This window comes from Dyella sp. SYSU CM1112 (genome assembly GCF_058216415.1).
In genome coordinates this window covers 223,854-250,851 of sequence record NZ_JBZEGI010000002.1, presented here as the reverse complement: position 1 = coordinate 250,851, position 26,998 = coordinate 223,854, and the positions used below count along the sequence as shown (strand labels likewise).

Sequence of the window (26,998 nt, the reverse complement as noted above, 5' to 3'; positions counted from 1 at the left end):
AGCGGCCCATCACGTGTTTTGATGTCAAAGTACGTGACGCGTTATCGATACCTTTCCGTCGGCATCGCGTTTGAGCGCGATGTCCATCGATGCACCACGGAAATGCACGTTTTTCAGCGTCAAGGCTGTCCAGCGCGCTGGCAACGTCGGCGCATATGCCTGCACCAAACCCTGTTCTTTGATGCGCAAGCCGGTAAAGCCGAAGAGGATGTTTTGCAGCAAGCCGCCGCTGGCCGTCATGAAGTAGCCGGTGTTATTGGTGGCTGTTTCGGTGCGCACGTTGAACGGAGGTTTGGTGACGTTCGCCGTAATATTGCTGTCGAACCACAAACGTGCATCGTCGTCTTTGCCGGCCGTGGCCGCTGCAATCGATAAGGGTTCGAAACCCATGCTGTTCATGCCGTGCTGCATGTGCTTGAGAAACAGCGTCGCGTATTGGTAATCGCGACGTCGCGTTTCCGGGCTCATCGGCATGTCCAGCGAAGGGTACGAGAGCAGGGGGAGGGGGCCGCCTTCGGTTCGCGCGTCGAACGGAACCGATGCGTCGAAGTTGAGGTAATGACCGTCTTTGGCGTCGAATGGCAGGTACAGACCCTTTGCGACTTCGGCCCAGTGCGGATCGGGAGTGGCGCCGACGATGGCGGCAGCGGCCGTGGCGATCTGCAGCGCCCTGCGTGCGGAGGCGTTGGTGAATGTGTCGTTGGGTATGTCGTTGTAACGCTCGTCCACGGATGTCACGTGGAGAATGTCGTAGCGATGTTTGGCGGGTACGTAGGTAGCGCGGCTGGCCCAGAAATCGGCGACGGCGCGGATGACGGGCCATCCGTCATGCACGAGCCAGTCTCGATCATGTGTGGCAAGGTAGTACTGCCACTGCGCGATGGCGATGTCGGCGTTGACGTGGATCTCGCTTTCGTCCAGCACGCGCGCCGAGCGGGGCGTCTGCGAGGTGCCGTTGTCGGGGTCGGCTTCCCAGGGATACATCGCGCCTTGCAAACCGCGTTCGCGGGCGCGTTGCTCGGCGGGCGCGAGAGACGCATCACGGAACATGACCAGCGACTTGGCGCGTTCGGGATGCAACAGGAGCAAGGCCGGAAAAACCCAGGAGTCACTGTCCCAAAAAATGTGCCCGGTATAGCCCGGGGTCATGCCGCACGCTCCGATTGGCCACGACGTATCGGGGGTCGAGTTCGATAGCAGGTAATACAGATCGGAGTGCACGATCTGCTGCGCCTTGGGATCCCCCTGGATGACGATGTCCGAGGCCCATAAGTGGTGCCATGCATCGGCTTGATGCGTAAGCATGGCGTCGAAGCCTTGCTTGCGTGCAGCGATCGCCAGCGCGCGGTCCTGTCCGGCATCGCCGCCCCAGTGCTCGCGCGAAACCGCGACGTACTTGGTGAAGGCGTAGGTATGTCCTTTCTGCACGGCAACGCGCAGATTGAGCGCCAATCGATAATCATCCTGGTAAAGCTTGGCCTCTGTCGGACGAACGCCTTCCGGCAAGCCGATGGCCACAGCCTCGGCCATGCCGGCTCCCTGCTCGGCGCGTCCATCCAGCCACAGCGTCAGTGCCGTGGTGTCGCCATGGCTTGCAAGCACGTGCGTGTCGCCGTGATACCAAAGCGGAGCGCGATCCGGCGTCGCGGGTGGAATCGCCTCGAGCTTCATGTTGTTGGCTGCTACCGCTTCCAGTACTTGATCACCATCAAGCTTGGCGAGAGCAAAACGGGGTTGATGTGGCGCCCACAGGTTCAAGGCAAACGAAAGATCGACTTCTCCATCGAAATCAGGGGTGATCGTCAGCTGAGTGGCCGCCAAATGAGGAGATGCCTGGCTCACCAGGGTTGTCACCTTGATATCGGTCGCCTTGCGGCCATCGACATAGCGATACGTGGTCGTCAGCGTGCCGTCGTACATATCCAGCACTTGGTGATAGTTCTGGAAACGCGACGGGCTCATATCGACCTGGTTGAGCCAGGCCTGGCCGTTCGGTGAAGGACCGGTGCTGTAGTTGATCTCCGTCCAGCCCGGGATAGCGGCAGGACGCGAGACATCGCCTTTTGCGTAATCCATGAAAGCGACCAGATAAGCAAGCGTGCCTTCCGTGCCGCGTGGCGATGTCATGGTCGAGCTATAGCCGTTGCCTAGCTGTCCCGGAAAATAGCTATCGAGATTCTGCGACGTAGCGGTGAGCAGGAAACTGGGATCGGTAGCGGCGCAGGCGGGACCGGCGATCAGCAGACAGGCGAGGATAAAGCGAGAGGCTTTCATGCCGGTTCTCCTGGCACGACGTCGAACGCCACGGTGAGCCGGGTCTGCTCGCTGTGGAAAGGAACGGTGCCGTGCCAAAAATACGAAGGGAACAACACGAGCCTGCCCTCCTCGGGGCGAACCACATGCTGGGCGTGCAAGGGTGGTGTTGTAGCAATGCTGGGTTCGCCGAAGGCGAGACACCCGTCCGGGCTGGACGTATCGACCATGCTCTCAGGCAGGTCAATGTAGAAGGCGGAGGAAATCCAGCCGCGCGGATGTACGTGATTGGTATGAAAGCCGGCGCTGCGCAATCGCACCGACCAGCCGCCGTTGAATCGGTAGGTTCCCCGGTTGCGACGACGCAGAGGATCGGAGCCATGACCGATGTGGGCGAGATAATCCCGGATCGGTGCGTCGAAAGCCTGGAACAAAGCCTGGATGACAGGATCGGTATGGCGCGAGAGATCCCCGGTCGTTTCTGTGCCGTGACGCAAGGATTGGAACAACAATGGATGACCGTGCGGATTATGCAGGCGGTTGAGGCTGTGCTTCAGGTCGGTCAGGAAGCTGGCTAGATCTGTCCAAGCGGGTGGCGCTTGCAACAGATAGGGTCGTACCAGGTGTGTGTAATCGCAAAACGCGTCGTAGCGTGTGTCGCCGAGCAAACGCCAGGCGGTGGTTTGCAGGGCGATGAGGTATTGATCGTCCGGTGTGTTGGCCAGCAACGCTTCGCAATGGCGTAATGCATGAGGCGCGTCGCCGATGCCGAGCAGCGCGGCAGCCAGCAGATTCCGAGAGGCTGCGGTCGATGGTGACAAGCGTTGTGCACGCTCAGCCAGTGCCAGCGCAGCGGACGGATCAAATTCCAGCGCAGCGAGCCCTGCGCGCACCAACAGTGCAGGCGATGCATGCATACGCGCCGCGGCGGCGGCCAGGCATGCATAGGCGCCGCGCGGATCCCCCGCACCTTGAAGAATGGCGGCTTTGGCAGCGAGCAGCGCTTCGTCGTTATGGAACGCTTGCAAGGCTTGATCGAGCGTCGCTGTAGTTTGCTCAGCATCGCCGGTCCGCATCCAGATCAGTCGTGCGAGGTGATCATGTGCATCGATATGGCGGGGCTCCAGGCGCAAGCAATCGCGCAAAGCGATTTCAGCGCGCTCGAAGTCCGCCTGTGCAACCAGGCTTTTGGCCTGGATGAAATGGAGGGCAGCGGATTTGTGTCCTTGTACCAGCAGATGTTGAGCCGTGCGTTCGGCCTCGCTATGGCGGTTCGCTGCGCTCAGCGCCATCGCCAGAGCTTGTGTTGCCGCGGGATTATCCGGTGACGCTTCCGCTATCTGGTGATAAAAGCCGACTGCTTCACTTTCACGGCCCAGAGCGGCCAATGCCATCACATGCTGGGCAACCAGTTCGCCCTGGATGTGTCCGGAAGCACATAAAGGCGCGATGACATTCAGTGCTTCAATGGAACGTTGCTGGTCGTTGTAATAGCGTGCAAGCAATAGCGCGGCATGCGGTAGGCGTTGCGCGGCGCGTTGCAACAGTGGTATCGCTTCATCGTGACGACCCAGGCTCAGTAACAGTTCGCCTAGCGTCGCCAGTGTGGGAGCCCAGTTTGGATCGACCGCCATGGCCTTGCGCAGCAACGCCTCCGCGCCCTCGGTATCGCCGAATGTCTGCCGGATGCCGCCGAGCAGGCGCAGCCCCTCGACATAGTCGGGATGCTGTTCAACGACCACTTGCAGCTGATCGTGCGCGGCCTTGATCTCGCCGCCTTGTAGCAGCGTGCCGATACGCTGCATCGTGGCAAGAAGCGTGGGCGGGAGCGTAGACATCGAGCCGGTAGATAGGTCAGGGATCGAATCGATCGGGTTCAGGAGGCGCGAGCGGGGTTCGGCAGTTTGAACCAACAGCCGGGCAGAGACTGGCGAAATGACCCCGGTCTCTGCCGATGACGTGCTGGCATCCAAGTGTCATAGCGGTTGCTTGACCAGGACCGTCTTGCCCGATGCATCGCGTTTCACCGTAATGTCGTACTGCTTGCCGCGGAAGGTAACGCCGCGCAGTGTCAGCGACTTCCATGACGGCGGTAACACCGGTGCATAGGCTTGGTCCAGGCCCTTGTCATCGATGCGCAGGCCGGTCAGGCCGTAGATCATGCTCTGCAGAAAGCCTGCGGACGTAGCAAGGATGTAACCCGCATTATTGGCAACCGTTTCCGTGCGCACGTTGAAGGGCGCCTTCAAGAAGCCAACCAGGTTGCGTTGGATCCAGTCGCCGGCCGTTTTGGCGTCGCCGAGTTCGGAGGCGCCTACGGCAAGCATCACCATCATCATCTCGTTGGGATCGTCGCCATGCACTTTCAGCTCATGCAGCTGGAAATCGAAATCGTTGCGGCGCACCGTTTCCGACATCGGCAGGTCCAGGTTCGGATACATCAGCCAGACCAGTGACGAACCCATCCAGGTGATCTTGTCGTGCGGTACGGATGCGTCGAAATCCAGATGACGCTGCTGCTTTTCAAGGAACGGGATATACATTTTGTCCGCGATGGTGGACCACTGCGGATCGGCGGGTTGGCCAATTAGCTTTGCGGCCTCGATCGCAATGCGCAATGCCTTGCGCGCAGCGGCATTGGTAAAGGAGTCGTTGGGGACGTCGTCGTAGGCTTCGTCCGGCGATGTAACGTGCATGATCTCGTAGCGATCTTCCGCTTTGTCGTAGGTCACACGACTTGCCCAGAATTCGGCGATATCCCGGATCACGGGCCAGCCATATTGTTTCAGCCACGCCTTGTCGCCGGTGGCGAGGTAGTACTGCCATTGCGCAATGGCGATGTCAGCGTTGACGTGGATCTCGCGGTACACGCCATACGCAAAGTGCGGGGTGTTGTCCACGCCAGTTTGCGGATCGGCCTCCCACGGATACATCGTGCCTTTCGCGCCATAGTGGAGCGCGCGTTCGCGCGCCGGCTGCATGGTGCGGTTGCGGAACATCACGATCGGTTTGGCGCGTTCCGGATGAAGCAATAGCAAGGCCGGGAATACCCACGAGTCGCTGTCCCAGAACGCATGTCCCGCGTAGTTCGGGGTGAGCGCGCAAGCGCCCATCGGCCAGGCGGTACCTACTGTCGTGTTGGAGAGCAGGTAGTACAGATCCGAATGCACGGCTTTCTGCACAGCCGGATCGCCATCGATCACGATGTCCGACTTCCACAACTGATGCCAGGCCGCTTCATGCCGGGCCAGCAAGCTTGCAAATCCGGTCTGTCGTGCCTGCTTGGCGAGCGCAACGTCGGCATTGGCATCGCCGCCCCAATCCTGGCGAGAAGCAGCGAGGTACTTGGTGAAGGTGTAGGTGGTGCCCTTTTGCACCTTGGCGGTGATGTGCAGGGAGAGCAGCGTGGACGTTTTTTCCAGTTTGATGTTCTCGATATCCAGGCCCTTCGGCAACTCGATCGCCGCGGCTTCCGCCATGCTCAGTCCTTGCTTCGCGCGGCCGTTCAACCAGAGCGTCAACTCCTTGGTGTTGCCGTCACTGGAAAGTACTTCGGTATAGCCGGGATACCACACGGGTGCGCGATCGGGTGTGGGGATTGGCTTGTTGTCGAGGTTTTGGCCGCTGGCGATGACGGCGGAGATCATCTCATCGCCCGTCATGCTGCCAATCGGGAAACGCGGCTGATATTCGGACCATAGGCGGATCGGGAAAGTCAGTTCGACATGGCCGTCGAATTGAGGCGTGATCGATATCTGCGTCGCGGCAAGATGCTTGTCAGCCTGACTGACAAAGGTCGTGACCTGCACATCGGTCGATTTGTTCGCGTAGTTGAACTGATAGCGCGTGCTAAGCGTGCCATCGTACATGTTCAAGGTCTGCGAGTAGCCGGCGAAGATTTTTTTGTCCAGGCGAGTGGAATTGATCCAGCCGCCGCCAGGGTTGTAGTCGATCTCGCTCCAGCCCGGAATCGCCGCCGGCCGCGAGATGTCTCCCTTGCTGTAATCCATGAAAGCGACCATGTAGGCACGCGCCGGTTCCGTGCCGCGCGGCGACGTCATGGTGGAGAAGTAGCCGTTGGCGAGATAGCTGGGGAAGTAGCTGCCGAAATTATCCGACGAGCCGCTGAGCAGAAAACTCGGGTCCGTCGCTGCGTGAGTGATGGATGCGGCTGCCCATGCAACGATGAACAACCCAGACATGCCGATGTGGCGAAAGCGCATGGAAACTCCAGCAATGATGCGGTGCGTTCTCCGCTGACGGATCACGCTATTTGGCGGCGAGTGTCACGGTAGCGGTTCCCGTTCCGGCACGATCGGTCTCGCGCTTGAAAAAGAACAGTGTGACGAGAATCAGCAACATCGGCACCAGCGAAAAATAAAACGCGTGGATACCGTCGAAGCGTGAAAAAACGATGGCGGTGATGCGCGAGCCGAGCGTGCCGCCCAGCGCCGAAAAGATCACGATCAGGCCGGTCATGGCCGCATGCGAAGGCTTGGGCAGCGAGCTCAACGCCACCGAATTGATGACCGGATAGATCGGTGCCATCAGCAAGCCGATCAGTGGAATCAGATAAGCCGCGGCAGGAGCATTCATCCAGCCGACATGAGGACGTTGTACTACGCCTTGGGCGAGAGGCAGCGTCATCATGACCAGTAGCCCCATGCCTAGCACGCAGATATTCAGCAGCGCATACCACGGCATGCGGCGTAATAGCTGTCCCGCGACGATACGGCCCACGGCGGAGGCACCTGCAAGAATGGTCGCCAGCTGAATGCTCATGGCATTGGGCAGCATGAGGATTTCGTTGTTGAACGTCGGCAACCAGGTGCTGAAGCTTTGTTCGATCAGCACATACAGAAAAGCGGAGGCGAGAAACACGTATACCAAGGGGCGCAGGAACAGATGCACCATCTCCAGCACGGAACCTTGCACCGCGTCGGACTCATGTGTGCGTGCGGCAGATTCATCCAGTTGCGAGGTGGCTAGCAGCATGATCACCAGCACACACAGCAGCGCGATGACCCAGTAGACATTCAGCCAGGATGGGCTCGCAGGATGAGTGCGATTGACGAAGGCGCTGAACAGCCAGCCGGCGGCCAGCACACCGACCATGAAAAGGCCTTCGATAGTGTTGGTGAGCCGGCCGTGTTCGCCCCGATCGTTGGTGAGTAGGCCGATGGATGAATACACCGACACTTTGGCCAGCGCGAATGACACGCCGACACAGGTGAACAGCAGTTCCGTGGTGTGAAAGCTCGGATACAACGGCATCAGCACGCATGCGCAGGCGACGATAGCCAGCGCGATCATCATCGCGCGCCGATAGCCAAGCAGGGGAAGAAAGGACGCGACCAGAAACGATGTAATCGCAATCGGTAGATCTTTGAACAGTTCCAGTAGGCTTGCCTGCGGCTTGTCGACGCCGAAGGTGTAAATGGATTGCAGGATGACCGTGCCTACACTGTTAAGCAGTATGGCGAACACCATGTAGATCAGGGCGAGCGCGGCGATCATGCGAAATCGGTTCATGGCTACCTGCCTGGTAACAGATGCGTGGCGAAAAACTCGCCAGCAGGAGGAATACCGTGACGCTCGGCCGGAATGAATTCCAACCGCCGTCGGCGGCGTCCACTCTACAACGTGTATCGGATGGAAAGTCCATGGCCGAACGGTCTGTCCAGCCATGGGTGCCCAAAGGAGGGGAGGGCGGCTAACACTCGTTTCGGGAGCGGGCGATAAGGGGAGGGTCGAGTGATATACGGCCACTCGCCCCCATCCCTCATTGCTGTTGCCCGATTAGAAGTTGTACTTGATCTGTCCCGAGATCTCCCTGCCCCAGATCGAACGCGCCAGGATCACGCCGCCGCTGCTGGCGAAGCCGAACAAGCGGGAGTTGCCCTCGGTGATGCCGATCTGGTTAGTGACATTGGTGCCCTGCACGCTATAGACCCAGTGCTGGCCGACATTCGCTTGCACGCCAAAGGACAGGTCGTAGTAGTCACCCAGCGGTTGCTGCTGGATCAGGTCGCCGTAGCGGTTGCCGATGTACTCATACGTGATCCATGCCTTTACGTCACCCCAGCTGGCGGGAATGTCGTAGGACGGGGTCAGGCGGAACTGGAACTTCGGCTGGCGCTGCAGTTGCATGCCGTTGATGCTGGCGCACGCATTGCTACCGCTTTGGGTCACATAGGAGACGCAACCGATGTAACGGTCATAGTGACCATCCATGTAGTCGCCGGAGAACAGGATCGATGCGTGCTGGAATGGCGTGACGGTGGTGGTGAAGTTCACGCCCTTGGTCTGCGAACCGTACACGAAGGTCGACTGCCCGAGATCGGTGGTGATGGTGTAAGGCACGTTGTAGAACAAGCGGCGATATGCACTGATGTCGGCATAGATCCAGCCAGACTGATACTTGAAGCCGACTTCGTAGTTCTTGACCTTTTGGATCGGCGTGGTGGGTAAGCCGCGCAGGTCGTCGAAGCCAGGGAAGTGGATACCCAGGTTCGCACGAACATAGGCACTCATGTTCGGGTTGAACTCGTAGTTGGCGCCGATCGTCCAGGATTTCGCGGTCTTCAGATAGTGGATGAAAGACTCACCTGGCGCGAAATAGGTGGAGTTGTTGTTGTAGAGCGTGTACGGGTTGTTATCCAGGTCACCCGAAGCGGAATTGGCAATACCGCCGCTGGATTGTTGCCGTTCGACACGCATGCCGCCATCGATCAGCCAGTTGCCGATCTTCCAGGTGTCGGTGGCGAAGAAAGCGGTGTTGAAGGCATTCCAGCGTTCGCCGATGGCACCGCCCGGATTGACCGCGCCAACGAAGCCTTGCGGGTCGGTGAGGTCCCAGGTATTGGCGCCATTCGTCAATGACACGACGATCGGATTCGGATTGGTTTGCGCTTGCAGCAACATGTTGTTGCCCAGGAACCACGTATCGTGATCGCTATAAACCGCCGAGTAGTTGCCCACGGTCAACGTATTGCCGTCGAACAGCTCCTTGCTGATGTGGAACTCGTTAGAGAACGACTGAAGGTCTTTGTGCACATACCAGAGGCCTTGCGTGGTCACGTTCTGATTCATGCCAGCCGCTTGACCGTTGGTATAGGTAGCATTGGCGGTAAGGCCAGCGGGTAACTTGTCGGCAGCTTCTTGCTGTGCGATGTAATCCCCCAGGGTGGTGGGATTCGCACCGGTACTGAAAAACGAAATGGTATTCATCTGGCCGGCGGTCACGCCCAGCTTGTCGGACAGCGACCAGCCATTGCCGAAATCCCAGTCGAAATTGGCGCCGAAGGTATGGATATCCGCACCACGTCCCTTGGCCAGATTGACCGGTATGCCGCCGGGCTTGCATCCGGTTGTATCGCATGGCGTGGTTTCGATGAACTCGTACTGGTCAGCCTTGCTGCCGAAGGTGCCGGTGAGCGGACTGAAGCCCGGATAATCCGAGAACTGACCCTTGCTCGGGTTGTAGATCGGCGTATCGGTGACGAACTGATTGTGATCCTTGAGTGCACGGGCATAGAACATCAACGAACCGCTATCCCAGTCGCGGGTCAAGGTGGCGGTAAGCTGACCGCCCTTGTCTGCGGCAAATTGTGGATCGCGGATGTTGTCGCGACGCCAGAAACCGCCAATGCTGCCGTACCAGTTGTTGGCGATCTTGAAGCCGATGAAGCCATCGAGACGCTGGGTATTGTCGGTACCGTAAGTAAAGCCGATATCGCCGGAGGGAACGTCCGTACCTTCCTTGAGGATGAAGTTTGCGGTGACACCTGGCTGGCCATTGCCATACAACACGGACGGACCGCCCTGCACGATTTCGGCGCGATCAACCGTGTCATCCAGGCGGAACATGGACGAGTTCTCGAAGAATGACAGTGACGAGAGGGGGTAAAGCGGCGTGCCGTTGAGCTGGAAAGTGGCGTAGGGTGCGTCGCCGCCGCCCGGGAAGCCGGCCACTTCAATGTTCGCGCCGGTCTGGCCGCCGGAAGATTCGGGGAAGACGCCGGGCGATGCTTTCAGCAGATCAGCCGCGCTGACAGGATTGGCTTGTTTGATCTGCTGGGCGGACATCGACGTAATCGAGTACGCGGCGTCGATTTTCTTGATGCCCCCGAACGTTGCAGTACCGGTCACGACAACCTGCTGCAGTGTCGAGGCATTCTTGGCGTTGGCCGCTTGTTGTCCCGGACTTTGGGGCGCAGCTGTGCTGGGCGTTGTCGTGGAACTCTGCGCCTGGCTGGAATCCTGCGCATAGGCAGCGCCAGACATAAGCGTCGCCGCAATGGCTGCTGATAAGGCTAGACGTGTCAATGGCATGGTTTTCATCAAACGTTCTCCCCAACTGTTTTGTATGTGATGGTGCGGCGTGGCCGCATTTGTTAGCCGCTTATGTTGTGAACAAACTGATGTCGAACGCGGCGACGTTCGGCAGCAGCACATCTGCTCCAGCCAATGCGCTTGCATGGCCGATTCCAACCGCTTTCATTCCCGCAGCGTGAATGCTGGCAATCCCTGCCGCAGCGTCTTCCACACCGAGACATTCGCTCGGTTCCAACCCTAGGCCGCGTGCAGCGGCCAGAAAAATCTCGGGATCGGGCTTGGCTCGACTGACGTGGTTGGCATCGACCACGTAGTCGAACAAATCGGCGATACCGAGCCTTTCAAGCAAAAGAGATGCATTGCGGCTGGCAGAGGCGAGCGCCGTCTTCAGGCCGGCACGGCGCACGGACTCGACCGCATGGCGTGCGCCAGGCAAGAGATTTTGTGGTCCGAAAAATTCGATTTGCTGCCGGTAGTACTCGTTCTTGCGAGAGGCCAGCGCTTCCTTTTCGTCTTCGGAGTACGCGTTAGGCGCCTGCTCGAGCAGGATGTCGAGCGAACCGCGTCGATCGACACCCTTGAGGCGTTCGCCGATGGAATCGTCGAAGGGGAGGCCGATTTCCGAAGCAAGTTTTTTCCAGGCGGCGTGATGCACCACAGCGGTGTCGGCAATCACACCGTCCAGGTCGAAAATGACACCTTGCAGAGCTGTGTGCGATGACGTCGCAAGAGGCAGGTTGACGGTATGGCCGGCGTGTAATACGACGGTCCTGCCGTGGTGCAGGATTTCCAATTGCACGCCACGCGTCAGGGTGTATTCCACGCGGTCTTTTTTCACCGACACGCGGATATGGTGGTCTCGCCAACGAACGCCGAAGCGATATCCGTTCCAGGCAGCGGGAAGTGTGGGCGCAAACGCAGGGCGTCCGTCCAGCGGACGCATGCCGCCGAAGCCCCAGGCCAATGCCAGCCAACTTCCGGCCATGGCGGCCATATGCACACCGTGCGAGGTGTTGCCATGTAGATTGTCCAGATCGACTCGCAGCGTATCCAGAAAGTATTGATAGGCCTTCTGCGTGTAACCCACTTCCGATGCAACGATGCTGAAGGTGGAGGCCGACAGCGTGGAGTCGTGTACTGTGACGCTCTCGTAATAGTCGAAATTGCGTCGTTTACTGGCTTTATCGATGCTGCCGCCGGCAAGTACGAAGGCCTGCAGCACATCGGCCTGCTTGCAGACCTGGTGGCGATAGATCGTCAGCGGATGCAGCTGCAAAAGGAGTGGCCGGTGACCGTGTTCGGCCAGATTGGCGATGGGAAGACGCGGCTTGTCGAGGAAGTCGTCGTCTTGCGGGAAAATACCCAGTTCCGGATCGACGGGCAGGTACATGGCATCGGCTGCTGCCAGCCATGCCGCGATTTCTCTATCGGAAAGCTCTAGCGTGGAAGCGATGCGTGCGTATTCTTTCGGACGTTCGCGTCCCAGCTGCGAAGCTACCGTAGCGGCATAGCGCAGATGTTGCTGCGCCATGTGATTGGTGTAGTAGTTGTTGTCGACCAGCGCTGTGTACTCGTCCGGCCCGGTCACTTGGCAAATGCAGAAGGCATTTCCGCGGCGAGGATTGTAGTTACCCACCTGGTGCCATAGACGTGCTGTTTCGAACAGGACCTCGGCACCGCCGCGTACGAAGAAGTCCGTGTCCCCCGTTGCATCGACGTAAAGACGGATTGCGAAAGCAATCGCCGCGTTGATGTGGTACTGCGCAGAGCCGGAGGGGAAATACGCTGAACATTCGTCACCACTGATGGTGCGCCAGGCATATAAGGCGCCCACCGGGTGGTTCATTTCCCGCGCATGGTTGCGCGCGCGGTCGAGCGTATTGATGCGATATTCGAGCATGCTGCGTGCTTGCTCCGGCGAGGTCACCGCCAATACAGGCAGGACGAATGCCTCGGCATCCCAAAAGTAATGACCTTCGTAGCCTTCACCGGTAAGTCCTTTCGCAGCCGCGCTGCTATGGCCGTCGCGTCCGGTGGATTGCAGCAGGTGGAACACATTGAAGCGCAGCGCTTGCTCGACGGCGGCATCGCCGTCGATGTGCAGATCTGCGTCACGCCAGAAGGCTTCGCATGCGCGCGCCTGTTCAGCGCGATGTGCATCGAAGTCTTGCGTCAGAGCTCGTTCCAGGCTGGTGGCGACGGCATCCAGCAGAGAGGCTTCGGTGTCTCCACCCTCCGGGCGGCTCCAGGCGTAGGCCACGAATTTCTCCAGCACCACGCTATCGCCGGGGGCCAGTTCCGCCACGTAGTGCTGCTGCACGCCCTGGCCGTCTTCGATAATGGCGCGGGCGAACATGATGTTGGATTGGGTCAGCCGGTGCCGCTGGCCGCTGGCCAGGCGAATATGGCTGTTCTGGGTACGCTGGCAGATCGAGGCCAGGGTGCGGTCGGCATCGGAGGCGGTGATGCTCAGGCCGCCGCTGATGCGAGCGCCGATTCTGGGGTCGTCACCTTGTTCGGCGGCTGTGTTGCTGGCGATCAGGGCCGATTCGAGCGTGATCGGGCCGCTGTAGTCGACGGACGTGACGCGATAGCGGATGCATAGCAGATTCGGCGTCTGCAGGGGCACGATGCGTTCCGCGTCGATCTGCAGAGTGACGCCCGAAGGGGAGCGCCAGCGCAGGGTTCGCTCCATGCAGCCGGATCGCAGATCCAACGACTGTTCGAAGGCCAGCCATTCGCCTTCGCCGAGGTCGATCGGCGCCTCGCCCAAACGCAGGCTGATGCGAACGCCGTCCGGCGCCGGGATGCGCGTATCCGTGGTACGGGCAAAGCCGGGAAAGCGCTCGTGATACTCGATAGGGGTGCGTTCCCATACGCCAGCAAGAAAGGTCCCTTGCGTAGGGCTGCGATCTTCTTCCAGGCCGCCACGCACACCTAATACGCCGTTGGACAGCGCATACAGGCTCTCTAATTTGGCCTGTTCGCTTACGGCCGGACGGTGCACATGCACCAGCCGCCAGGGATCGGGAGATGCCTGGTAGGCCGGTTCCATGGCTATGGCTTGCGCATCGTGGCTAGGCACGCATTCTCCCCTTGGCATCTTCTGCTTGGTCTTTTCATCGGCCCGGGTGGCCTGTGGTGGGCGAGCATAAAAGTGAATGATATCGATATCAAGATATCGATATCATTGACGCGGCGCACCATGATGCGCCACGCGTTGTGGTGGAAACGTGGTCGCATTTGGCTGAGACGGTTAGCTCGGGCACACTTGCGCAGCTGTTTCCGGCAATCACGCAACCTCTTTCCTGAGGGTCGTCTTTTGACGCAGGCCAAGAAGAAACAACCTCTTGCACACCGCACTAGCCTGACCATGGCAGATTTGGCCGAGCTGGCGGGGGTGTCGAAAATCACGGTGTCACGTGCGCTCAGCGAGAGCCCGCTGGTAAACGCGGAAACGCGGGAGCGGGTTCAGGCGCTGGCGCGCAAACATGGCTACAAATTGAACGTAAGTGCCCGCAACCTGCGCTTGCGGCGTAGCCATACGGTGGCGGTGATCGTGGAGATGAAGCCTTCTTCCGGCCGCACCATGTGGGATCCATACCCGCTGTCGCTTCTAGGTGGTATCTCCCAGGAATTAACATCGACCGGTTACAGCGTGCTGCTGACCACACGCCAGGGCGCTTCGGACGCGGCGGTCCAGGCCGCCGACGGATTGATCCTTTTAGGCCAGGGTGCCCGGCAGGATGCAGTGCGCCTGTATGACAAACTGGGCTTGCCGATGGTGGTATGGGGCGCGGCGGCGCAAGGCGGTGACAGTCACGTCGTCGTGGGTAGCGACAATCGCCAGGGCGGGATCAGTGTCGCCGAGCGCTTTCTTTCGATCGGACGACGCCATCCGGTATTTATCGGCAATCCGGATCATCCCGAGATGGCGCAGCGTCTGTTTGGCTTTGTCGACGAATTGACCGGGCACGGGATCAAGCCACTGCTGTTGCGGCGGGCTGATTTCACGCTGGAATCGGGCGTGGATGCAGTACGTTCCCTATGGGCTCGCAAAGTACGGTTTGATGCCATCTTCGCTTGCAGCGACTTGCTGGCGATGGGCGCGATCCGTGCCTTGGTGGAGCTTGGGCAGTCGGTGCCCAATGATGTGTCCGTGATCGGTTACGACGACACCCCACTCGGTGCAAGTTTTCTTCCGCCACTGAGCACCGTCCGGCAGAACTGGCAGGAGGGCGGCGTATTGCTGGCGCGCAAGGTGCTTTCATTGATCCATGGACAGCCCATGCAATCGCAGATGTTGCCGACTACGTTGGTGATCAGGGCGACATAACAAAAGCCTTGTGCCGCAGGCTAGGGGGCCAGGCCTTTGGCAGGGTGAAATCAAGTTCTCGGATGGATGGCGCTGGTTCGCATTTACACCGTGGGTTCGATACGCGCAGGAGGCGTTAGCACCAGGCGGAAGCAACTGCCACCACCCGCGACGCGCACGTATTCCAGAGCAGCCTGGTTGGCTTCTGCCATCTGTCTTGCAAGATAGAGTCCCAGCCCTGTGCCGTATTCGTGGGTGGTATAGAACGGCTCGAAGATCTGTGCCGCCACTTTCGGCGCGATGCCCGGTCCCCGGTCGATCACTTCCATAATCGGTACGCCATGTTCGCCATGCCGTACTACGACCAGCACGCGGGCTGGTTCGCCCGGCATGCGCCCATAACGCAGCGCGTTCTGCACAAGATTCCAGACGACTTGATGCAGCTGTTGCGGATCGGCGACGGCCACAACGGGTATTGCGCTGTTATCGATCACCCGCAAGGAGTCGCTGCCCAGATCGTTGCCTTGTTTGTATTCCTCTACGAAGCCGTGCGCCCAGTCACCGAGGTTCAACGTTTCTGGACGCGAGCGCTCGCGCCGTGACAGTTGCAGAATGTTTTCAATAATGTCGTTGAGGCGGCTGCAGTGATTGTTGATGATTTCCACCATGCGCAGATCAGTGGCGCTCATCTCAGTGGATTCCGCCAGGAGCTGCGCCGAATAGCGAATAGCCGCAAGTGGATTGCGGATCTCATGCGCGATTGAGGCTGAAAGTCGCCCCAGCGAACTCAACGTGAGTTCCTCCGCGCGTCGCGAAACCAGCGACGTATCGTCCAGGAAAATCAGCACCAGCGAATCGTCGTTAGGGGCGAGGCGACTGAAGCGCGGAACCACCTCCGGCATGCCATCGGCGAGTTGTGTCGCGGTTTCATCCAGCTTGCCCGAGGTGATCCAGTGATAAAGGCGCCGTGACAGTTCAGGCGCTACGCGTCCAAGGTCCCGCTGGTCGGACGAGGGATTGCCGAGCAACATCCATGCGGATTCATTGATCTGATGGATGCGATTGGCATCATCTACCAGCATCACGCCCGTTTTCATGCGGCGAATGATCAGTTCGTTGACCTGGGCAAGATTGACAAGGTCGATGCTTCGCTGCTCGGCCAGTGCTTCACTGGCGCGCAGCTGGCGTCCAAGCACGTGGCACAACACCACAATGGCGAAATACGCCATCCCGAACAGACCTGATTCAAGAAAATCACGGTCGTCAATGGAGGCGGGGTGCGACAGTGAGAACAGCGTTCGGCCCAGTACGCCCAGCGTAGCCAGCGCAGCCAGGAAAAGCGCCAGCCTGAGCGGAAGCAGCAAAGCCCCCGCGGCCAGATTGACGGCCAGCATCATGGCGATGCCGATGCGCGCATCATTCATGGCAGCTATCGCCAGTACCGCCGCCACGATGTCCACGAACAAGGTGCTGAGCACCCCGAGCCAGCCTAGCGCCTTGGTCAAATGCGTAATGGATACCACCGCCAGGGCAAAAAGCAGGTAGCCCGCGGCGACCAATCGCGCCAGCCCGACGTTATCCAGATGAGGCCAGCCCATACCCGCTGGGGTAAAGGCCAGTCCGACGTAAACCAGTGCCTGTGCGAGCCGGAAATAATTCAGAAACAACAACTCATGTCGGGTCGTCGTGCTGTTGGGCGAATCGGACATCACGCGGCTGGACACGGCGCTGGGTGCTCCACGATCAAGGTGAGCATGGGCCATTCTCCTGCCCTCCCCCTGAGGAAATGCCTGGTTCAATGGCTGTCTGCGAGGGTTTCTTCGAAACCGTCTCGCCTCGCCACTTTCGCAAGATTGGCGGCGTACCTCAATCCTGAAATGCGGCAAGGGCGCCCAAGCCAGGGGGTGGCTCGGAGAGCGCCCCTTTCCATCAGGTCTCGCTTCCGCGAAAATACCTGGCCGTATTGCGCGGTTTTCGCCATGTGAGGGATGCTCTGATTAATTTTTCATAGGTGTCATGGTGTCCGGAGGTGCGGAGGGCGTTGCTCAGCGCCAGGAGGACAGGCTGTCTTCGCCGATGGGGCTGCGACCTGCAGCCGGATAACAATGGTGACACCTACGAAAAATTAATCAGTCCACCCTTGCGTGGCTGCAGCGCACTGCACGCCGGTAGTGCGTATCACCGCCGTCCGTTCTCCCAGCCTGTGCTGTGGCTACCGCACAGGCTCGATCCTTCCCCATTCACTCGAGGTATCGAATGAATTTCCACGAGTACCAGGCCAAAGAGCTGTTCGCGCAGTACGGCATCGCCGTGCCGCCGGGCAAAATCGCTAACTCCCCAGACGCCGCTGTCGACGCTGCCAAGCACCTTGGTGGTTCGCAATGGATGGTCAAGGCCCAGATCCACGCAGGTGGTCGCGGCAAGGCCGGTGGCGTCAAGTTCTGCAAGAGCCTGGATGACGTCCATGCCGCCGCAAAGGGCATGCTGGGCAAGAACATGGAAACGTACCAGTCGGCCGGCCGTGCGCTGCCGGTGAACCTGGTGTTGGTCACCGATGCCACCAATATCGCCAAGGAGCTGTATCTGTCGATCCTCGTGGATCGCGACAGCAAGGCCGTCACCTTCATCGCCTCCAAGCACGGTGGCGTGGACATCGAACAGGTGGCCAAAGAGACGCCGGAAGACATCCACACCGTCGTGGTGGATTTCGTCGAAGGGCTGCAGCCCTATCAGTGCCGCCAGCTCGGTTTCGCGATGGATCTGAATCCGAAGCAGGTGAACCAGCTCACCAAGATCATGCTGGGCTTGTACAAGCTGTTCAACGAGAAGGATCTGTCGCTGGTCGAGCTCAACCCGCTCGCCATCCTCGAGGACGGCAATCTCGCCGCGCTCGACGGCAAGGTGAACTCCGACGACAACGCCGAATTCCGTCATGCTGATCTCGCCAAAATGCGCGACCTCACGCAGGAAGACGCCGCCGAAGCGGCTGCCGTGCAGCACAACCTCAACTACGTGACCATGGACGGCAACATCGGTTGCATGGTCAACGGTGCGGGTCTGGCCATGGCCACCATGGACGTGATCAAGCTGGCAGGCGGCGAGCCGGCCAACTTCCTCGACGTCGGTGGCGGCGCGACGAAAGAGCGCGTCACCGAAGCGTTCAAGCTGATTCTTTCCTCCGACAAGGTGAAGGCCATCCTGGTCAACATCTTCGGTGGCATCGTGCGCTGCGACCTCATCGCCGAAGGCATCATCGCCGCGGTGAAGGAAGTGGGTCTGAAGATTCCGGTGGTGGTGCGCCTGCAGGGCACCAACGTGGAGAAGGGCCGCGAGCTGCTGGCCAACTCCGGTCTGGCGATCACGCCGGCCGACGATCTCAACGACGCGGCGAAAAAAGCCGTGGCTGCCGCGAAGTGAGGAGCTTTAAGTCATGAGCGTATTGGTTAACAAGAACACCAAGGTGATCGTACAGGGCTTCACCGGCCAGCAGGGCACCTTCCACGCCGAGCAGGCGATCGACTACGGCACCAAGGTGGTCGGTGGCGTAACTCCAGGCAAGGGCGGCACCGAACATATTGGTCTGCCCGTCTTCAATAGCGTGGCCGAAGCGGTGGACGAAACCGGTGCCGACGCGTCGGTGATCTTCGTGCCGCCGCCGTTTGCCGCCGACTCGATCCTCGAAGCGATCGACGCCGGCGTGCGCGTGATCGTGACGATCACCGAAGGCATTCCGGTGCTCGACATGCTGCGCGTAAAGAACGTGCTGGCGCAGCATCCGGAAACCGTGCTGATCGGACCGAACTGCCCCGGCATCATCACCCCGGGCGAGTGCAAGATCGGCATCATGCCGGGCCACATCCACAAGCCAGGCAAGGTCGGCATTGTGTCGCGCTCCGGCACATTGACGTATGAAGCTGTGTTCCAGACCACCAATGAAGGGCTGGGCCAATCCACTTGTATTGGCATTGGCGGCGACCCGATCAATGGCCTGAACTTCATCGACTGCCTGAAGCTGTTTCAGGACGATCCGCAGACCGAAGGCATCATCATGGTCGGCGAAATCGGCGGCAGCGCCGAAGAAGAGGCCGCTGAGTTCATCGGTGAATACGTCAAGAAACCGGTGGTGTCTTTCATCGCAGGTGCCTCGGCTCCGGCTGGCAAGCGCATGGGTCATGCCGGCGCCATCATCTCCGGTGGCAAGGGTACGGCGGCTGCAAAGTTCGCCGCGCTGGAAAAGGCTGGCGTCACCACCGTGAAGTCGCCGGCGGACCTGGGCAAGACGCTCGCCGGCTTGCTGAAAAAGTAATCGGTTGTGTTACCGCGTTCGCACAAAAGGGCCGCAGCGATGCGGCCCTTTTTCCTTGCCCCGGGGCACTGCCTTCTGCCGAGGCAAGAAGAGGAACGCATCACACGGACCCGTGCATTGCCCCTATTCCGGAGCATGAAGGCCCGTTTTCCGCTCTTGTACTGGATCACATCCACTACCATGTAGCGCCACTCGATCCCCAGATAAGTAGCGTCACACATGGCCGTTCTTCGCCTCGCGCTGGCTCAATACGATTTTCCTGTCGGTGCCGTCGCTGCCAATACCGCCAAAGCCAGCGAGCTGATGATGCGAGCCCAGGAAGGGAATGCATCGCTGGTCGTATTTCCCGAGCTGACGATCAGCGGCTATCCGCCTGAAGACCTGCTTTTGCGCCCCAGCTTTCTTGCTGCGTGCCAGGAGGCAATCCAGGAACTGGCCACCCAGACCAACGGTCTTGCCGCCATCGTCGGCTTTCCGCACAGCCTGGGCGAGGTGTATAACGCTGCGGCCTTGCTGCGAGGCGGGGAAATCGCACAGATCACGCACAAACAGGCATTGCCCAATTACGGTGTATTCGACGATAAGCGCTATTTTCGTCATGGCCGTACCAGTGCGGTAACCATTGTCGATGGCGTTCGTGTCGGCTATCTGATTTGCGAAGACGTGTGGCAAAGCGAGCCCGCTGCCGCGGCGGCAGCGGCAGGTGCCGAACTGATTGTGGTGATCAATGCCTCGCCATGGGATGAGGCTAAGCAGGCCACTCGCGAGGACGTACTCGCCGCACGGGCAAAGGAGACCGGATGCGCCTTCGTTTACCTCAACCTTGTTGGAGGTCAGGACGAGGTGGTATACGACGGTGGTTCGCTGCTGGTGAACGGCGACGGAAGCATCGCCGCCCGCGCGCCTGCATTTGTCGATGCGCTGCTGTGGGCTGATTTCGATCCCTCCGATCGCACCTTGCATGCACGCGATTGGCCGACGGTTTCCGACACATCGCACGAAGCAGTGCTTTACGCTGGATTGGTTCGCGGTATTCGCGACTACATCGACAAGAACGGATTTGGTGGAGTGCTGCTTGGGCTTTCCGGCGGCATCGATTCGGCACTCACTTTGGCGCTAGCGGTAGATGCGCTAGGACCCGAGCGTGTCACCGCTGTAATGATGCCGATGCGCTATACCTCGCAGCTATCGTTGGAGGGCGCACGTGAGCAAGCCGAGCGACTCGGCGTCGAGTATCACGTTGTAGGTATCGAACCTGTCTACAACACCTTCGTGAGCGCACTCACGCCGTTGTTTGGCGACAAGAAGCCCGACATTACGGAAGAAAACTTGCAATCACGCACGCGCGGCGTGATGTTGATGGCATTGTCCAACAAGCATAGTCGCTTGTTGCTGGCGACCGGCAACAAGAGCGAGATGGCGGTGGGTTATGCCACGCTCTATGGCGACATGTGTGGCGCTTACGCGCCACTCAAAGACGTATATAAGACAGAAGTCTATCGGCTTGCGCGCTGGCGTAATGAGTCCATTAATCAAGATGCTTCATCGCAGCGTGGTCACGCCTGGGTGATTCCTCCGGCGGTGATCGAGCGCCCGCCTTCGGCTGAGCTGCGCGAAAACCAGACAGATCAGGACTCGCTTCCACCCTACGATGTACTCGATGCGATTCTTGTGCGCTTTATAGAGCAAGAGCAATCGCAAGCAGAAATCATCGCCGCAGGTTACGACGCTACCGTCGTACATCGGGTGGTACGCCTGGTCTTGGCCAACGAATTCAAACGGCGCCAATCGGCGCCTGGACCGCGTGTTACGACGCGCGCATTTGGTCGTGAACGGCGTTATCCGATTACTTCCGGTTGGAAGTAGATAGGGCCTATTTGCGACGCTTGACGGCTAGTTTATTTTTCTGAAGTGGCGGCGTATGGATTTGCGGCATAGAAAATCGCAATCCAGCCGATCAGGGGGAAATAGCCAATACGCCATAAGGACCAAGTCTTCCAGTCGTCGGCATTGGCCGGATCTTCCCTTGTTATATGGAATGATTTTATGCCCAGGTCAGTGGCACATTAAATAGAAGGGCGGTGAGTAGGTGTGCGGAAAATATGCCTATAGATATGCAAGTGGCGACATAAAAATCCAATAACAAACGTGGGAAAAGCTTCTTCGTTGAATTTCTACGATCTCATAAGTTATAAGATGATTTCCGAGGTGATTAAGTGGCCCGCCGGTTAATTCCATTTATTGTCCGAATTATGCTTGATATGCGTTTCGGCATCGGAAATGCTGATACATACTTGATTTTTGCATCGCAACGCAAAGGCATGGGATTGTTGCATTAAGGAAGTGAGCCTGGGTCTTACATATTCCCTGTGAACCTGGCTCGTCATCGCGGGTTATGGCTTTATCCTTATTGTTGTCGCTCAGCAGTAACGAAAACGCCACCTACATCAATCTCCAAAAGATTTTCGTTTAGCCAAAAAATTGGCGGGCAGGCATCACTATCTAGAATGGTTACTCTGGTTGGAAGCTTGACGCCTTCAGGAGTTGCCCCGGCGTTGTCTTTAAGGTATGGCGCTGCTTCGACTTCCTTGACTTCAAAGCCTGATGTGAAGAGGCAGGCTTCTTTATCAATGCCAAGCTTTATTCCCTTCGGAGAGACAATTAACGTAGTCCCCTGCAATACCTTTAGACCAGGTGGCCCATCACTGATATTCGCATAACCCGCTAGCTTGGTGATTTTCCAAGTTCCAACAAAATCGGTGATAGTGAGTACCTGTGCGTGGCAATCGCTCGCTAATAGCAGGAGCAATATCGATGCAAGTGCAGGGTACTTCATTGAGGTACTCCGGTAACCATGCTGTTTCGAAATGGCTGTGTCTCTTCGATACGCCGATTATGGAGTCCTCGGCTGTACTCTGGAGTGCCAGCGCGACGACCATAAGCATCGTGTGGCGTGATGTATACGTTCTGCATCATCCGCTGTACCACCGTAATCATGTCTCCGCGATCTGCTGGCGCCAACGCACGTCGCGTGTTGATGGTATTGGAGTTGTAGGCGAAGGAGACAGCAGCGTCGAACTGAGCTTGAGTCAGCTGGTGGTGCCTTATAAGCCTTCTCACGATGCGTTCTTTCTCGTGCACACGCACCGCTAACTCTCGATTGACATCTTTAGCCGTAACCTTTTGGCGCAGTTCTTCTGGAGTACATGGCCCGAAATGGGCCAGCGTGCCCACTCCCCATGTACAGTTGCCGTTGACCTTCTTGTCGTTGTAATAATGGAGCCTAGTGCCCTCTCTGCGCCTGAGCGCTGCATATCCAGCCTTGCTCAAGCTCATATGCTCGTTTGCCATGTTTTCAGCCTACACACGTATGATGATGACCTCTTCATAGAAACCCCATCGGTTTAGGCTGCGAGATATTTCCATTTCCGATAGCTGCCAATCATCATGGGATTAATCGAAGAGATTTTTAAGGATGAATTCGATAATTAAATGATGCTAGTGTTTTTCTTATCAGATAAAATTCCAAGAATCTTTAAAGGCTACATTTCCATCAAGGTATGACCATTTTATTTCTTCATAGCGAAACTCAATTGTTTCATAGTGGTTTAGGTGGGAAGAAGGTTGCTCTTTAATGTTGGGGACGCGTGGGCAGGCAGAAACAACTTTTACGTTTGTCATTAAAATATTGAAATATTCTTCTTCGTGCCCGGCATTGTTTATTCGGTACCATTTTATTTCTGCTGTTTGAAGTGTTTTTTCTTTCGCTATGGCCATGTAAAGATAAGGGGAGGATTTGTCTATTTCTTTTTCTATAAGTAACGGAAAATGGGAGCGGGTTCCTAAGAGCTTTCCAGTGCTTCCATCGATGGGAATATGGAGGCCGTGAGAAAAGCTCAATACTTCAATGCTTCCTAGCCGCCCAGTGACTTGGCTGGATCCTTTTACAAGTGTTCCGTCTTCATCTTTAAGCCATAGGTATAGAGGGATTGCCATTGAGCACCTGATAATGGACAGAGAGGTATGATGAGGTGTCTATGATTTAGCGAGACACGTGAAGTATTAATTGCCTGGATATCAGGCGAACTTCCATCGGAAAAGTCCTGAAATCGTGTCCGGATTTTCTGATAGTTTTGGTAGGAAGATCTTTAGCTTTCCAAAAAAATTAGTCGTCGGGATGCAACATGAAGGCAAGGACGATACTGCTGATTCTGATGTTGCTTTATGCACACGGATGCTATGCGAGCGCGCCATTTCAAGGCGATCAGCCCGAGACGCGAGCAGACAGTGAGATTGATGCTCGCCTTGACCTGCTTTTTGGCCAGCACGTGCTCTATCGGAAATTCTTCGAGGAATTTCAGCGGGCCGTCGCCTGGGGAGATGTGGCGAAGGTGGCGGGCATGATTAATTACCCGATGTCGTTAACGATTAAGGGTAGGAAAATAATTCTGCGGTCCGAAAGAGATTTTGTTGCTAATTATGCGCGCATTTTTTCCTCTGAACTTATAGCTACAGTGAGGAATCAGAGGTACGCATTGCTATTCACCCGGGACGAGGGCGTCATGATTGGCAATGGTGAAATATGGTTTTCAGGCTTGTGTGATGATGCTGCGTGCAAGTATCAGAAGATAAAGGTAACGGCCTTCAACTTATCCGATGACCCCGCAGCGAATAGGGCTTCGAACTGAGCCTGCCTATGTCGGCTCAACCCGGAGAGCGGAGTAATGCCGTTTACACGCTTGATGATTTGGGACGTTTCGAGTAGCCGGCTTAATAGCCGCGTGGCGCTTGACTATTAAGTAATGTGGGCGAGCTAAAGATTTTCTAGCACAAGCCTATCCGTGGCTCTGCCAGGTTGCACAGGATCTACAATCCTTGGTGTAGCTATGTTTTTCCAAAAGTGCTGGCAACCATTGTCGCCAGCTTTTTGATTCTTGAGAGATTTACTGCGTCAATAGTGACCCGAGAACGGAATCATCTTGCGTATCAGCGACGGCGAATGCGGCCACTTCGGGTCCTTTAGATAAGGATGATCCGGATAGTTGAGCGCGAGCACCTTGCGGACCTGTGCGGCTTGCTGCTTCTGGTTCAAGGCAAGGTAGCTGCGGCACATGATAGCCAGGGCGTCACCTGCTTCGGGGGATTCCTGGTAGTGCTCGACGACATACTGCGCGCGATCTGCCGCTGCTACATAGGCTTTGTTGCGCAGGTAAAACTTCGCCACGTTGATTTCGAACTGGGCCAGCACGTTACGCAGATAAATCATGCGCTGGCGTGCGTCCGCCGCGTAGGCGCTGTCGGGAAAGCGGCGGCTGAGTTCGGCGAAATCGTCGAATGCTTTCAGGTTATAGCCCTGGTCGCGACGAGTCTGCGCACCCATTTGCTTGCTGGAAAACACGCGTTCGAACACACCAGCGGTGCGGTCGAAGTTGATCAGGCCGCGCAAGTAATAGGCATAATCCACATGTGGGTTGAGCGGATTGGCCTTGATGAAGCGGTTGATCGTGGAATAGGCATCATCCGGCTTGTTGTTCTTGTATTGCGCGTAGGCGAGCTCAAGCTGGGCCTGCTCGTTGAACGGACCCGACGGGAATCGGGCGATCAGACGCTGGTAGGCTTTCTCGGCTGCCGAGTAGTCGGAATGAATGAGATCGTTGTGGGCTCTGGCGTAAAGCTGCGGCAACGGCAAGGTATCGAGCGGATCGCCTTTGTGCCGGAACCAGGAGCAGGCGCTCATCGTCAACGCCAGGACGAGCACGATCAGTACTTTAAGAGCAGTTGTCGGGATGGCCGGCAGCTTGGTTACGCGCATGAGTAAGAGGTTCAGATGTCAGAGCGAAAAGGGATCATAGCCGAAACAGGCTCCCAGCCGGGGGATCGAGGGTGAAGACAGGCTCGATCATCCGTCATGAAGCAGTGGTGCCCCTGTCAGCTGCGGGTCGACGATTCGACCAGGCGCTGGCCGAGATGTTCCCGGACTATTCCCGCTCCCGTCTCGCCGCCTGGATCAAGGCCGGCGCCATAACCCTGGATGGCGCGCCGGTGATGCCGCGTCACTTGCTGCGAGGCGGCGAGCAGGTATGCCTGGAGGCCGAGCTTCAGATCGAGGTCGATAGCGCACCGGAAGATATTGCCCTGGATATCGTCTACGAGGACGAATATCTGCTGGTGCTGAACAAGCCGGCGGGGTTGGTCGTGCATCCCGGCGCCGGTAATCCTGCGGGTACGGTGCTCAACGCTTTGCTGCATCACGACCCCAAGCTGGCCGAGCTGCCGCGAGGTGGCATCGTGCACCGTCTCGACAAGGACACGTCCGGCCTGATGGTTGTTGCCAAGACCCTTGCCGCGCATACGGCACTGGTCGACATGCTCTCCCGCCATGCGGTAGAGCGGCAGTATGAAGCGGTGGTGCTCGGTGCCTTGATCGCCGGGGGCACCGTAGATGCTCCTATCGGCCGCCATCACAGCGACCGGTTGCGTCAGGCGGTCCGCGATGAGGATGACGGCAAGCACGCCGTCACGCATTACCGCCTGCGTGAGCGCTTTCGCGCGCATACGCTGATTCAGTGCAACCTGGAAACGGGGCGCACCCATCAGATCCGTGTGCATATGGCACACATCGGTCATCCGTTGGTCGGCGATCCTTTGTATGGTGGCAGCCTGAGGCTGCCCAAGCGGGCCATCCCGGAGCTGGTAACGGCGCTGCGCGGTTTTCGACGCCAGGCGCTGCATGCCGAACGCTTGTCGTTCGAGCATCCTGTTACTGGTCAGGGCCTCTCGTTCGAGGTGCCACGACCGCATGACATGGAAGAGCTGATCGCGGCGCTTCGCACCGATCTCGCTATCAATACTCAGGACGAGTAATGACCTCGTCTTCGATGAATGACGCTTGGATCTTTCCCGATTGGCCCGCGCCACGGTATGTGCGTGCCGCGGTGACCACCTGCCTGGGGCCAGGTGTATCGCAGCCGCCGTTCGGACGTTTCAACCTCGGGCTGCGGACGGGAGAAGATAATCAGATCGTGTGCAATAACCGCAGCGTATTGCGTCAGGCGCTGGCGCTTCCCGCGGAACCCCGTTGGCTGCGGCAGGTACACGGCACCGTGATCGCCGAACTCGGGCCCTTGCCAGGTCCCGGAGAGCCCGAGGCCGATGCTGCCGTATCGCATCTCCCTGGCACGGTATTGGCGATACTGACGGCCGATTGCCTGCCTGTCCTGTTCTGTGACGACGAAGGCAGCACCATTGGCGCCGCCCATGCCGGGTGGCGCGGGCTTGCCGCCGGAGTGCTGGAGGAGACTGTCGCCCAGATGCAGCGGCCAGCCACTCACCTAATGGCCTGGCTAGGACCATGTATCGGTGCCGCTTCCTATGAAGTGGGCGAGGAAGTGCGCAAGGCATTTACTCATCACGCCGCCGCCGCGGATGCCGCCTTCACACCCACGTGCCCAGGCCATTGGCTCTGTGACCTTGCCGTGTTGGCAAGACAACGGCTGCAAGCTGTCGGTATCTCGCGTATCTATGGAGGTGGCTTCGATACGCGCAGTGACGCGCGTTTTTATTCGTATCGGCGCGAAGGTGCGCGTAGCGGCCGCTTTGCCAGCCTGATCTGGCTGACTCAGAGTTAATTTCCAAAGCCTCGCAGTGGCGGCCCTGAAGCGTCCGCAGGGCGAGCATGACTCGCCTCTCCCCGCTGGGTGGCTTAACCTGCGGCCTGGTATCAAGCTGGATTCCGCTTGAATAGCACCGCGCTGTCCGCATCTTTTCGGCCAGTGGCGGCGCGTCCG

General features: G+C 58.2%; 18 protein-coding genes. 7 read left to right on the top strand and 11 right to left on the bottom strand.

Annotated elements, in window-relative coordinates:
* Positions 1-24: 24 nt before the first annotated feature.
* The 6 genes from AC4HNJ_RS04235 to pgmB form a co-directional block, all read right to left on the bottom strand.
* Positions 25-2,274, bottom strand: coding sequence for a glycoside hydrolase family 65 protein (locus AC4HNJ_RS04235; protein WP_490478275.1), 2,250 nt, complete (start codon positions 2,272-2,274; stop codon positions 25-27).
* On the bottom strand, positions 2,271-4,091 hold the full coding sequence (locus AC4HNJ_RS04230) for a putative 2OG-Fe(II) oxygenase (RefSeq protein WP_490478274.1): 1,821 nt from the start codon (positions 4,089-4,091) through the stop codon (positions 2,271-2,273). The genes AC4HNJ_RS04235 and AC4HNJ_RS04230 overlap by 4 nt, the downstream gene beginning before the upstream one ends.
* A 138-nt stretch (positions 4,092-4,229) precedes the next feature.
* On the bottom strand, positions 4,230-6,476 hold the full coding sequence (locus tag AC4HNJ_RS04225; RefSeq protein WP_490478273.1) for a glycosyl hydrolase family 95 catalytic domain-containing protein: 2,247 nt from the start codon (positions 6,474-6,476) through the stop codon (positions 4,230-4,232).
* A gap of 46 nt (positions 6,477-6,522) precedes the next feature.
* A complete protein-coding gene (locus AC4HNJ_RS04220; protein ID WP_490478272.1) occupies positions 6,523-7,785 on the bottom strand; it encodes an MFS transporter in 1,263 nt (420 codons plus the stop codon).
* 267 nt (positions 7,786-8,052) lie between these two features.
* On the bottom strand, positions 8,053-10,596 hold the full coding sequence (locus tag AC4HNJ_RS04215; RefSeq protein ID WP_490478271.1) for a TonB-dependent receptor: 2,544 nt from the start codon (positions 10,594-10,596) through the stop codon (positions 8,053-8,055).
* Between the two features lie 61 nt (positions 10,597-10,657).
* On the bottom strand, positions 10,658-13,675 hold the full coding sequence (gene pgmB / locus AC4HNJ_RS04210) for a beta-phosphoglucomutase (protein ID WP_490478270.1): 3,018 nt from the start codon (positions 13,673-13,675) through the stop codon (positions 10,658-10,660).
* A gap of 288 nt (positions 13,676-13,963) precedes the next feature.
* Between pgmB and AC4HNJ_RS04205 the strand changes: the two genes are divergently transcribed.
* Positions 13,964-14,926, top strand: a complete 963-nt coding sequence (locus AC4HNJ_RS04205) for a LacI family DNA-binding transcriptional regulator (RefSeq protein WP_490478269.1) — start codon at positions 13,964-13,966, stop codon at positions 14,924-14,926.
* Between the two features lie 83 nt (positions 14,927-15,009).
* Here the strand turns inward: AC4HNJ_RS04205 and AC4HNJ_RS04200 are convergent, their stop codons facing one another.
* Complete coding sequence (locus AC4HNJ_RS04200) at positions 15,010-16,614, bottom strand: sensor histidine kinase (RefSeq protein ID WP_490478572.1); 1,605 nt, start codon at positions 16,612-16,614, stop codon at positions 15,010-15,012.
* 547 nt (positions 16,615-17,161) lie between these two features.
* Here AC4HNJ_RS04200 and sucC point away from each other — a divergent pair.
* The 3 genes from sucC to AC4HNJ_RS04185 all read left to right on the top strand — a co-directional run bounded on the left by sucC (position 17,162) and on the right by AC4HNJ_RS04185 (position 21,077).
* Positions 17,162-18,322, top strand: a complete 1,161-nt coding sequence (gene sucC, locus AC4HNJ_RS04195; protein ID WP_490478268.1) for an ADP-forming succinate--CoA ligase subunit beta — start codon at positions 17,162-17,164, stop codon at positions 18,320-18,322.
* Between the two features lie 13 nt (positions 18,323-18,335).
* Positions 18,336-19,211, top strand: a complete 876-nt coding sequence (gene sucD / locus AC4HNJ_RS04190) for a succinate--CoA ligase subunit alpha (protein WP_188797202.1) — start codon at positions 18,336-18,338, stop codon at positions 19,209-19,211.
* 219 nt (positions 19,212-19,430) lie between these two features.
* Complete coding sequence (locus AC4HNJ_RS04185) at positions 19,431-21,077, top strand: NAD+ synthase (protein ID WP_490478267.1); 1,647 nt, start codon at positions 19,431-19,433, stop codon at positions 21,075-21,077.
* A 541-nt stretch (positions 21,078-21,618) separates the two neighbouring features.
* Here the strand turns inward: AC4HNJ_RS04185 and AC4HNJ_RS04180 are convergent.
* The 3 genes from AC4HNJ_RS04180 to AC4HNJ_RS04170 all read right to left on the bottom strand — a co-directional run bounded on the left by AC4HNJ_RS04180 (position 21,619) and on the right by AC4HNJ_RS04170 (position 23,207).
* Positions 21,619-22,047 carry a hypothetical protein gene (locus AC4HNJ_RS04180; protein ID WP_490478266.1) on the bottom strand — a complete coding sequence of 143 codons (429 nt, stop codon included), beginning with the start codon at positions 22,045-22,047 and terminating at the stop codon, positions 21,619-21,621.
* On the bottom strand, positions 22,044-22,562 hold the full coding sequence (locus tag AC4HNJ_RS04175; protein WP_490478265.1) for a lysozyme: 519 nt from the start codon (positions 22,560-22,562) through the stop codon (positions 22,044-22,046). The genes AC4HNJ_RS04180 and AC4HNJ_RS04175 overlap by 4 nt, the downstream gene beginning before the upstream one ends.
* A 162-nt stretch (positions 22,563-22,724) precedes the next feature.
* The gene (locus AC4HNJ_RS04170; RefSeq protein WP_490478264.1) at positions 22,725-23,207 is read right to left on the bottom strand and encodes an Hcp family type VI secretion system effector; all 483 of its coding nucleotides are present in this window, start codon (positions 23,205-23,207) and stop codon (positions 22,725-22,727) included.
* Positions 23,208-23,395: 188 nt separating this feature from the next.
* On the opposite strand from AC4HNJ_RS04170, the gene AC4HNJ_RS04165 reads away from it, so the two are divergent.
* Positions 23,396-23,899 (top strand): hypothetical protein, encoded by a 504-nt coding sequence (locus AC4HNJ_RS04165; RefSeq protein WP_490478263.1) that lies wholly within the window; start codon positions 23,396-23,398, stop codon positions 23,897-23,899.
* A 263-nt stretch (positions 23,900-24,162) separates the two neighbouring features.
* Here the strand turns inward: AC4HNJ_RS04165 and AC4HNJ_RS04160 are convergent, their stop codons facing one another.
* The gene (locus tag AC4HNJ_RS04160) at positions 24,163-25,023 is read right to left on the bottom strand and encodes an outer membrane protein assembly factor BamD (protein ID WP_490478262.1); all 861 of its coding nucleotides are present in this window, start codon (positions 25,021-25,023) and stop codon (positions 24,163-24,165) included.
* Positions 25,024-25,094: 71 nt separating this feature from the next.
* Between AC4HNJ_RS04160 and rluD the strand changes: the two genes are divergently transcribed.
* Together rluD and pgeF are read left to right on the top strand one after the other, a co-directional pair.
* A complete protein-coding gene (gene rluD, locus AC4HNJ_RS04155) occupies positions 25,095-26,075 on the top strand; it encodes a 23S rRNA pseudouridine(1911/1915/1917) synthase RluD (RefSeq protein WP_490478261.1) in 981 nt (326 codons plus the stop codon).
* Between the two features lie 14 nt (positions 26,076-26,089).
* Complete coding sequence (pgeF, locus tag AC4HNJ_RS04150; RefSeq protein ID WP_490478260.1) at positions 26,090-26,839, top strand: peptidoglycan editing factor PgeF; 750 nt, start codon at positions 26,090-26,092, stop codon at positions 26,837-26,839.
* The last annotated feature ends 159 nt before the right edge of the window (positions 26,840-26,998 follow it).

Bases quoted from the DNA above. Each gene is read 5' to 3' on its own strand.
- AC4HNJ_RS04205 (WP_490478269.1), top strand. From the start codon at position 13,964: ATGGCAGATTTGGCCGAGCTGGCGGGGGTGTCGAAAATCACGGTGTCA.
- AC4HNJ_RS04235 (WP_490478275.1), bottom strand. From the start codon at position 2,274: ATGAAAGCCTCTCGCTTTATCCTCGCCTGTCTGCTGATCGCCGGTCCC.
- AC4HNJ_RS04160 (WP_490478262.1), bottom strand. From the start codon at position 25,023: ATGCGCGTAACCAAGCTGCCGGCCATCCCGACAACTGCTCTTAAAGTA.
- AC4HNJ_RS04200 (WP_490478572.1), bottom strand. From the start codon at position 16,614: ATGTCCGATTCGCCCAACAGCACGACGACCCGACATGAGTTGTTGTTT.
- AC4HNJ_RS04215 (WP_490478271.1), bottom strand. From the start codon at position 10,596: ATGAAAACCATGCCATTGACACGTCTAGCCTTATCAGCAGCCATTGCG.
- AC4HNJ_RS04225 (WP_490478273.1), bottom strand. From the start codon at position 6,476: ATGCGCTTTCGCCACATCGGCATGTCTGGGTTGTTCATCGTTGCATGG.
- AC4HNJ_RS04220 (WP_490478272.1), bottom strand. From the start codon at position 7,785: ATGAACCGATTTCGCATGATCGCCGCGCTCGCCCTGATCTACATGGTG.
- pgeF (WP_490478260.1), top strand. From the start codon at position 26,090: ATGAATGACGCTTGGATCTTTCCCGATTGGCCCGCGCCACGGTATGTG.
- AC4HNJ_RS04165 (WP_490478263.1), top strand. From the start codon at position 23,396: ATGAAGGCAAGGACGATACTGCTGATTCTGATGTTGCTTTATGCACAC.
- AC4HNJ_RS04185 (WP_490478267.1), top strand. From the start codon at position 19,431: ATGGCCGTTCTTCGCCTCGCGCTGGCTCAATACGATTTTCCTGTCGGT.
- sucC (WP_490478268.1), top strand. From the start codon at position 17,162: ATGAATTTCCACGAGTACCAGGCCAAAGAGCTGTTCGCGCAGTACGGC.
- AC4HNJ_RS04180 (WP_490478266.1), bottom strand. From the start codon at position 22,047: ATGAAGTACCCTGCACTTGCATCGATATTGCTCCTGCTATTAGCGAGC.
- sucD (WP_188797202.1), top strand. From the start codon at position 18,336: ATGAGCGTATTGGTTAACAAGAACACCAAGGTGATCGTACAGGGCTTC.
- AC4HNJ_RS04230 (WP_490478274.1), bottom strand. From the start codon at position 4,091: ATGTCTACGCTCCCGCCCACGCTTCTTGCCACGATGCAGCGTATCGGC.
- AC4HNJ_RS04170 (WP_490478264.1), bottom strand. From the start codon at position 23,207: ATGGCAATCCCTCTATACCTATGGCTTAAAGATGAAGACGGAACACTT.
- AC4HNJ_RS04175 (WP_490478265.1), bottom strand. From the start codon at position 22,562: ATGGCAAACGAGCATATGAGCTTGAGCAAGGCTGGATATGCAGCGCTC.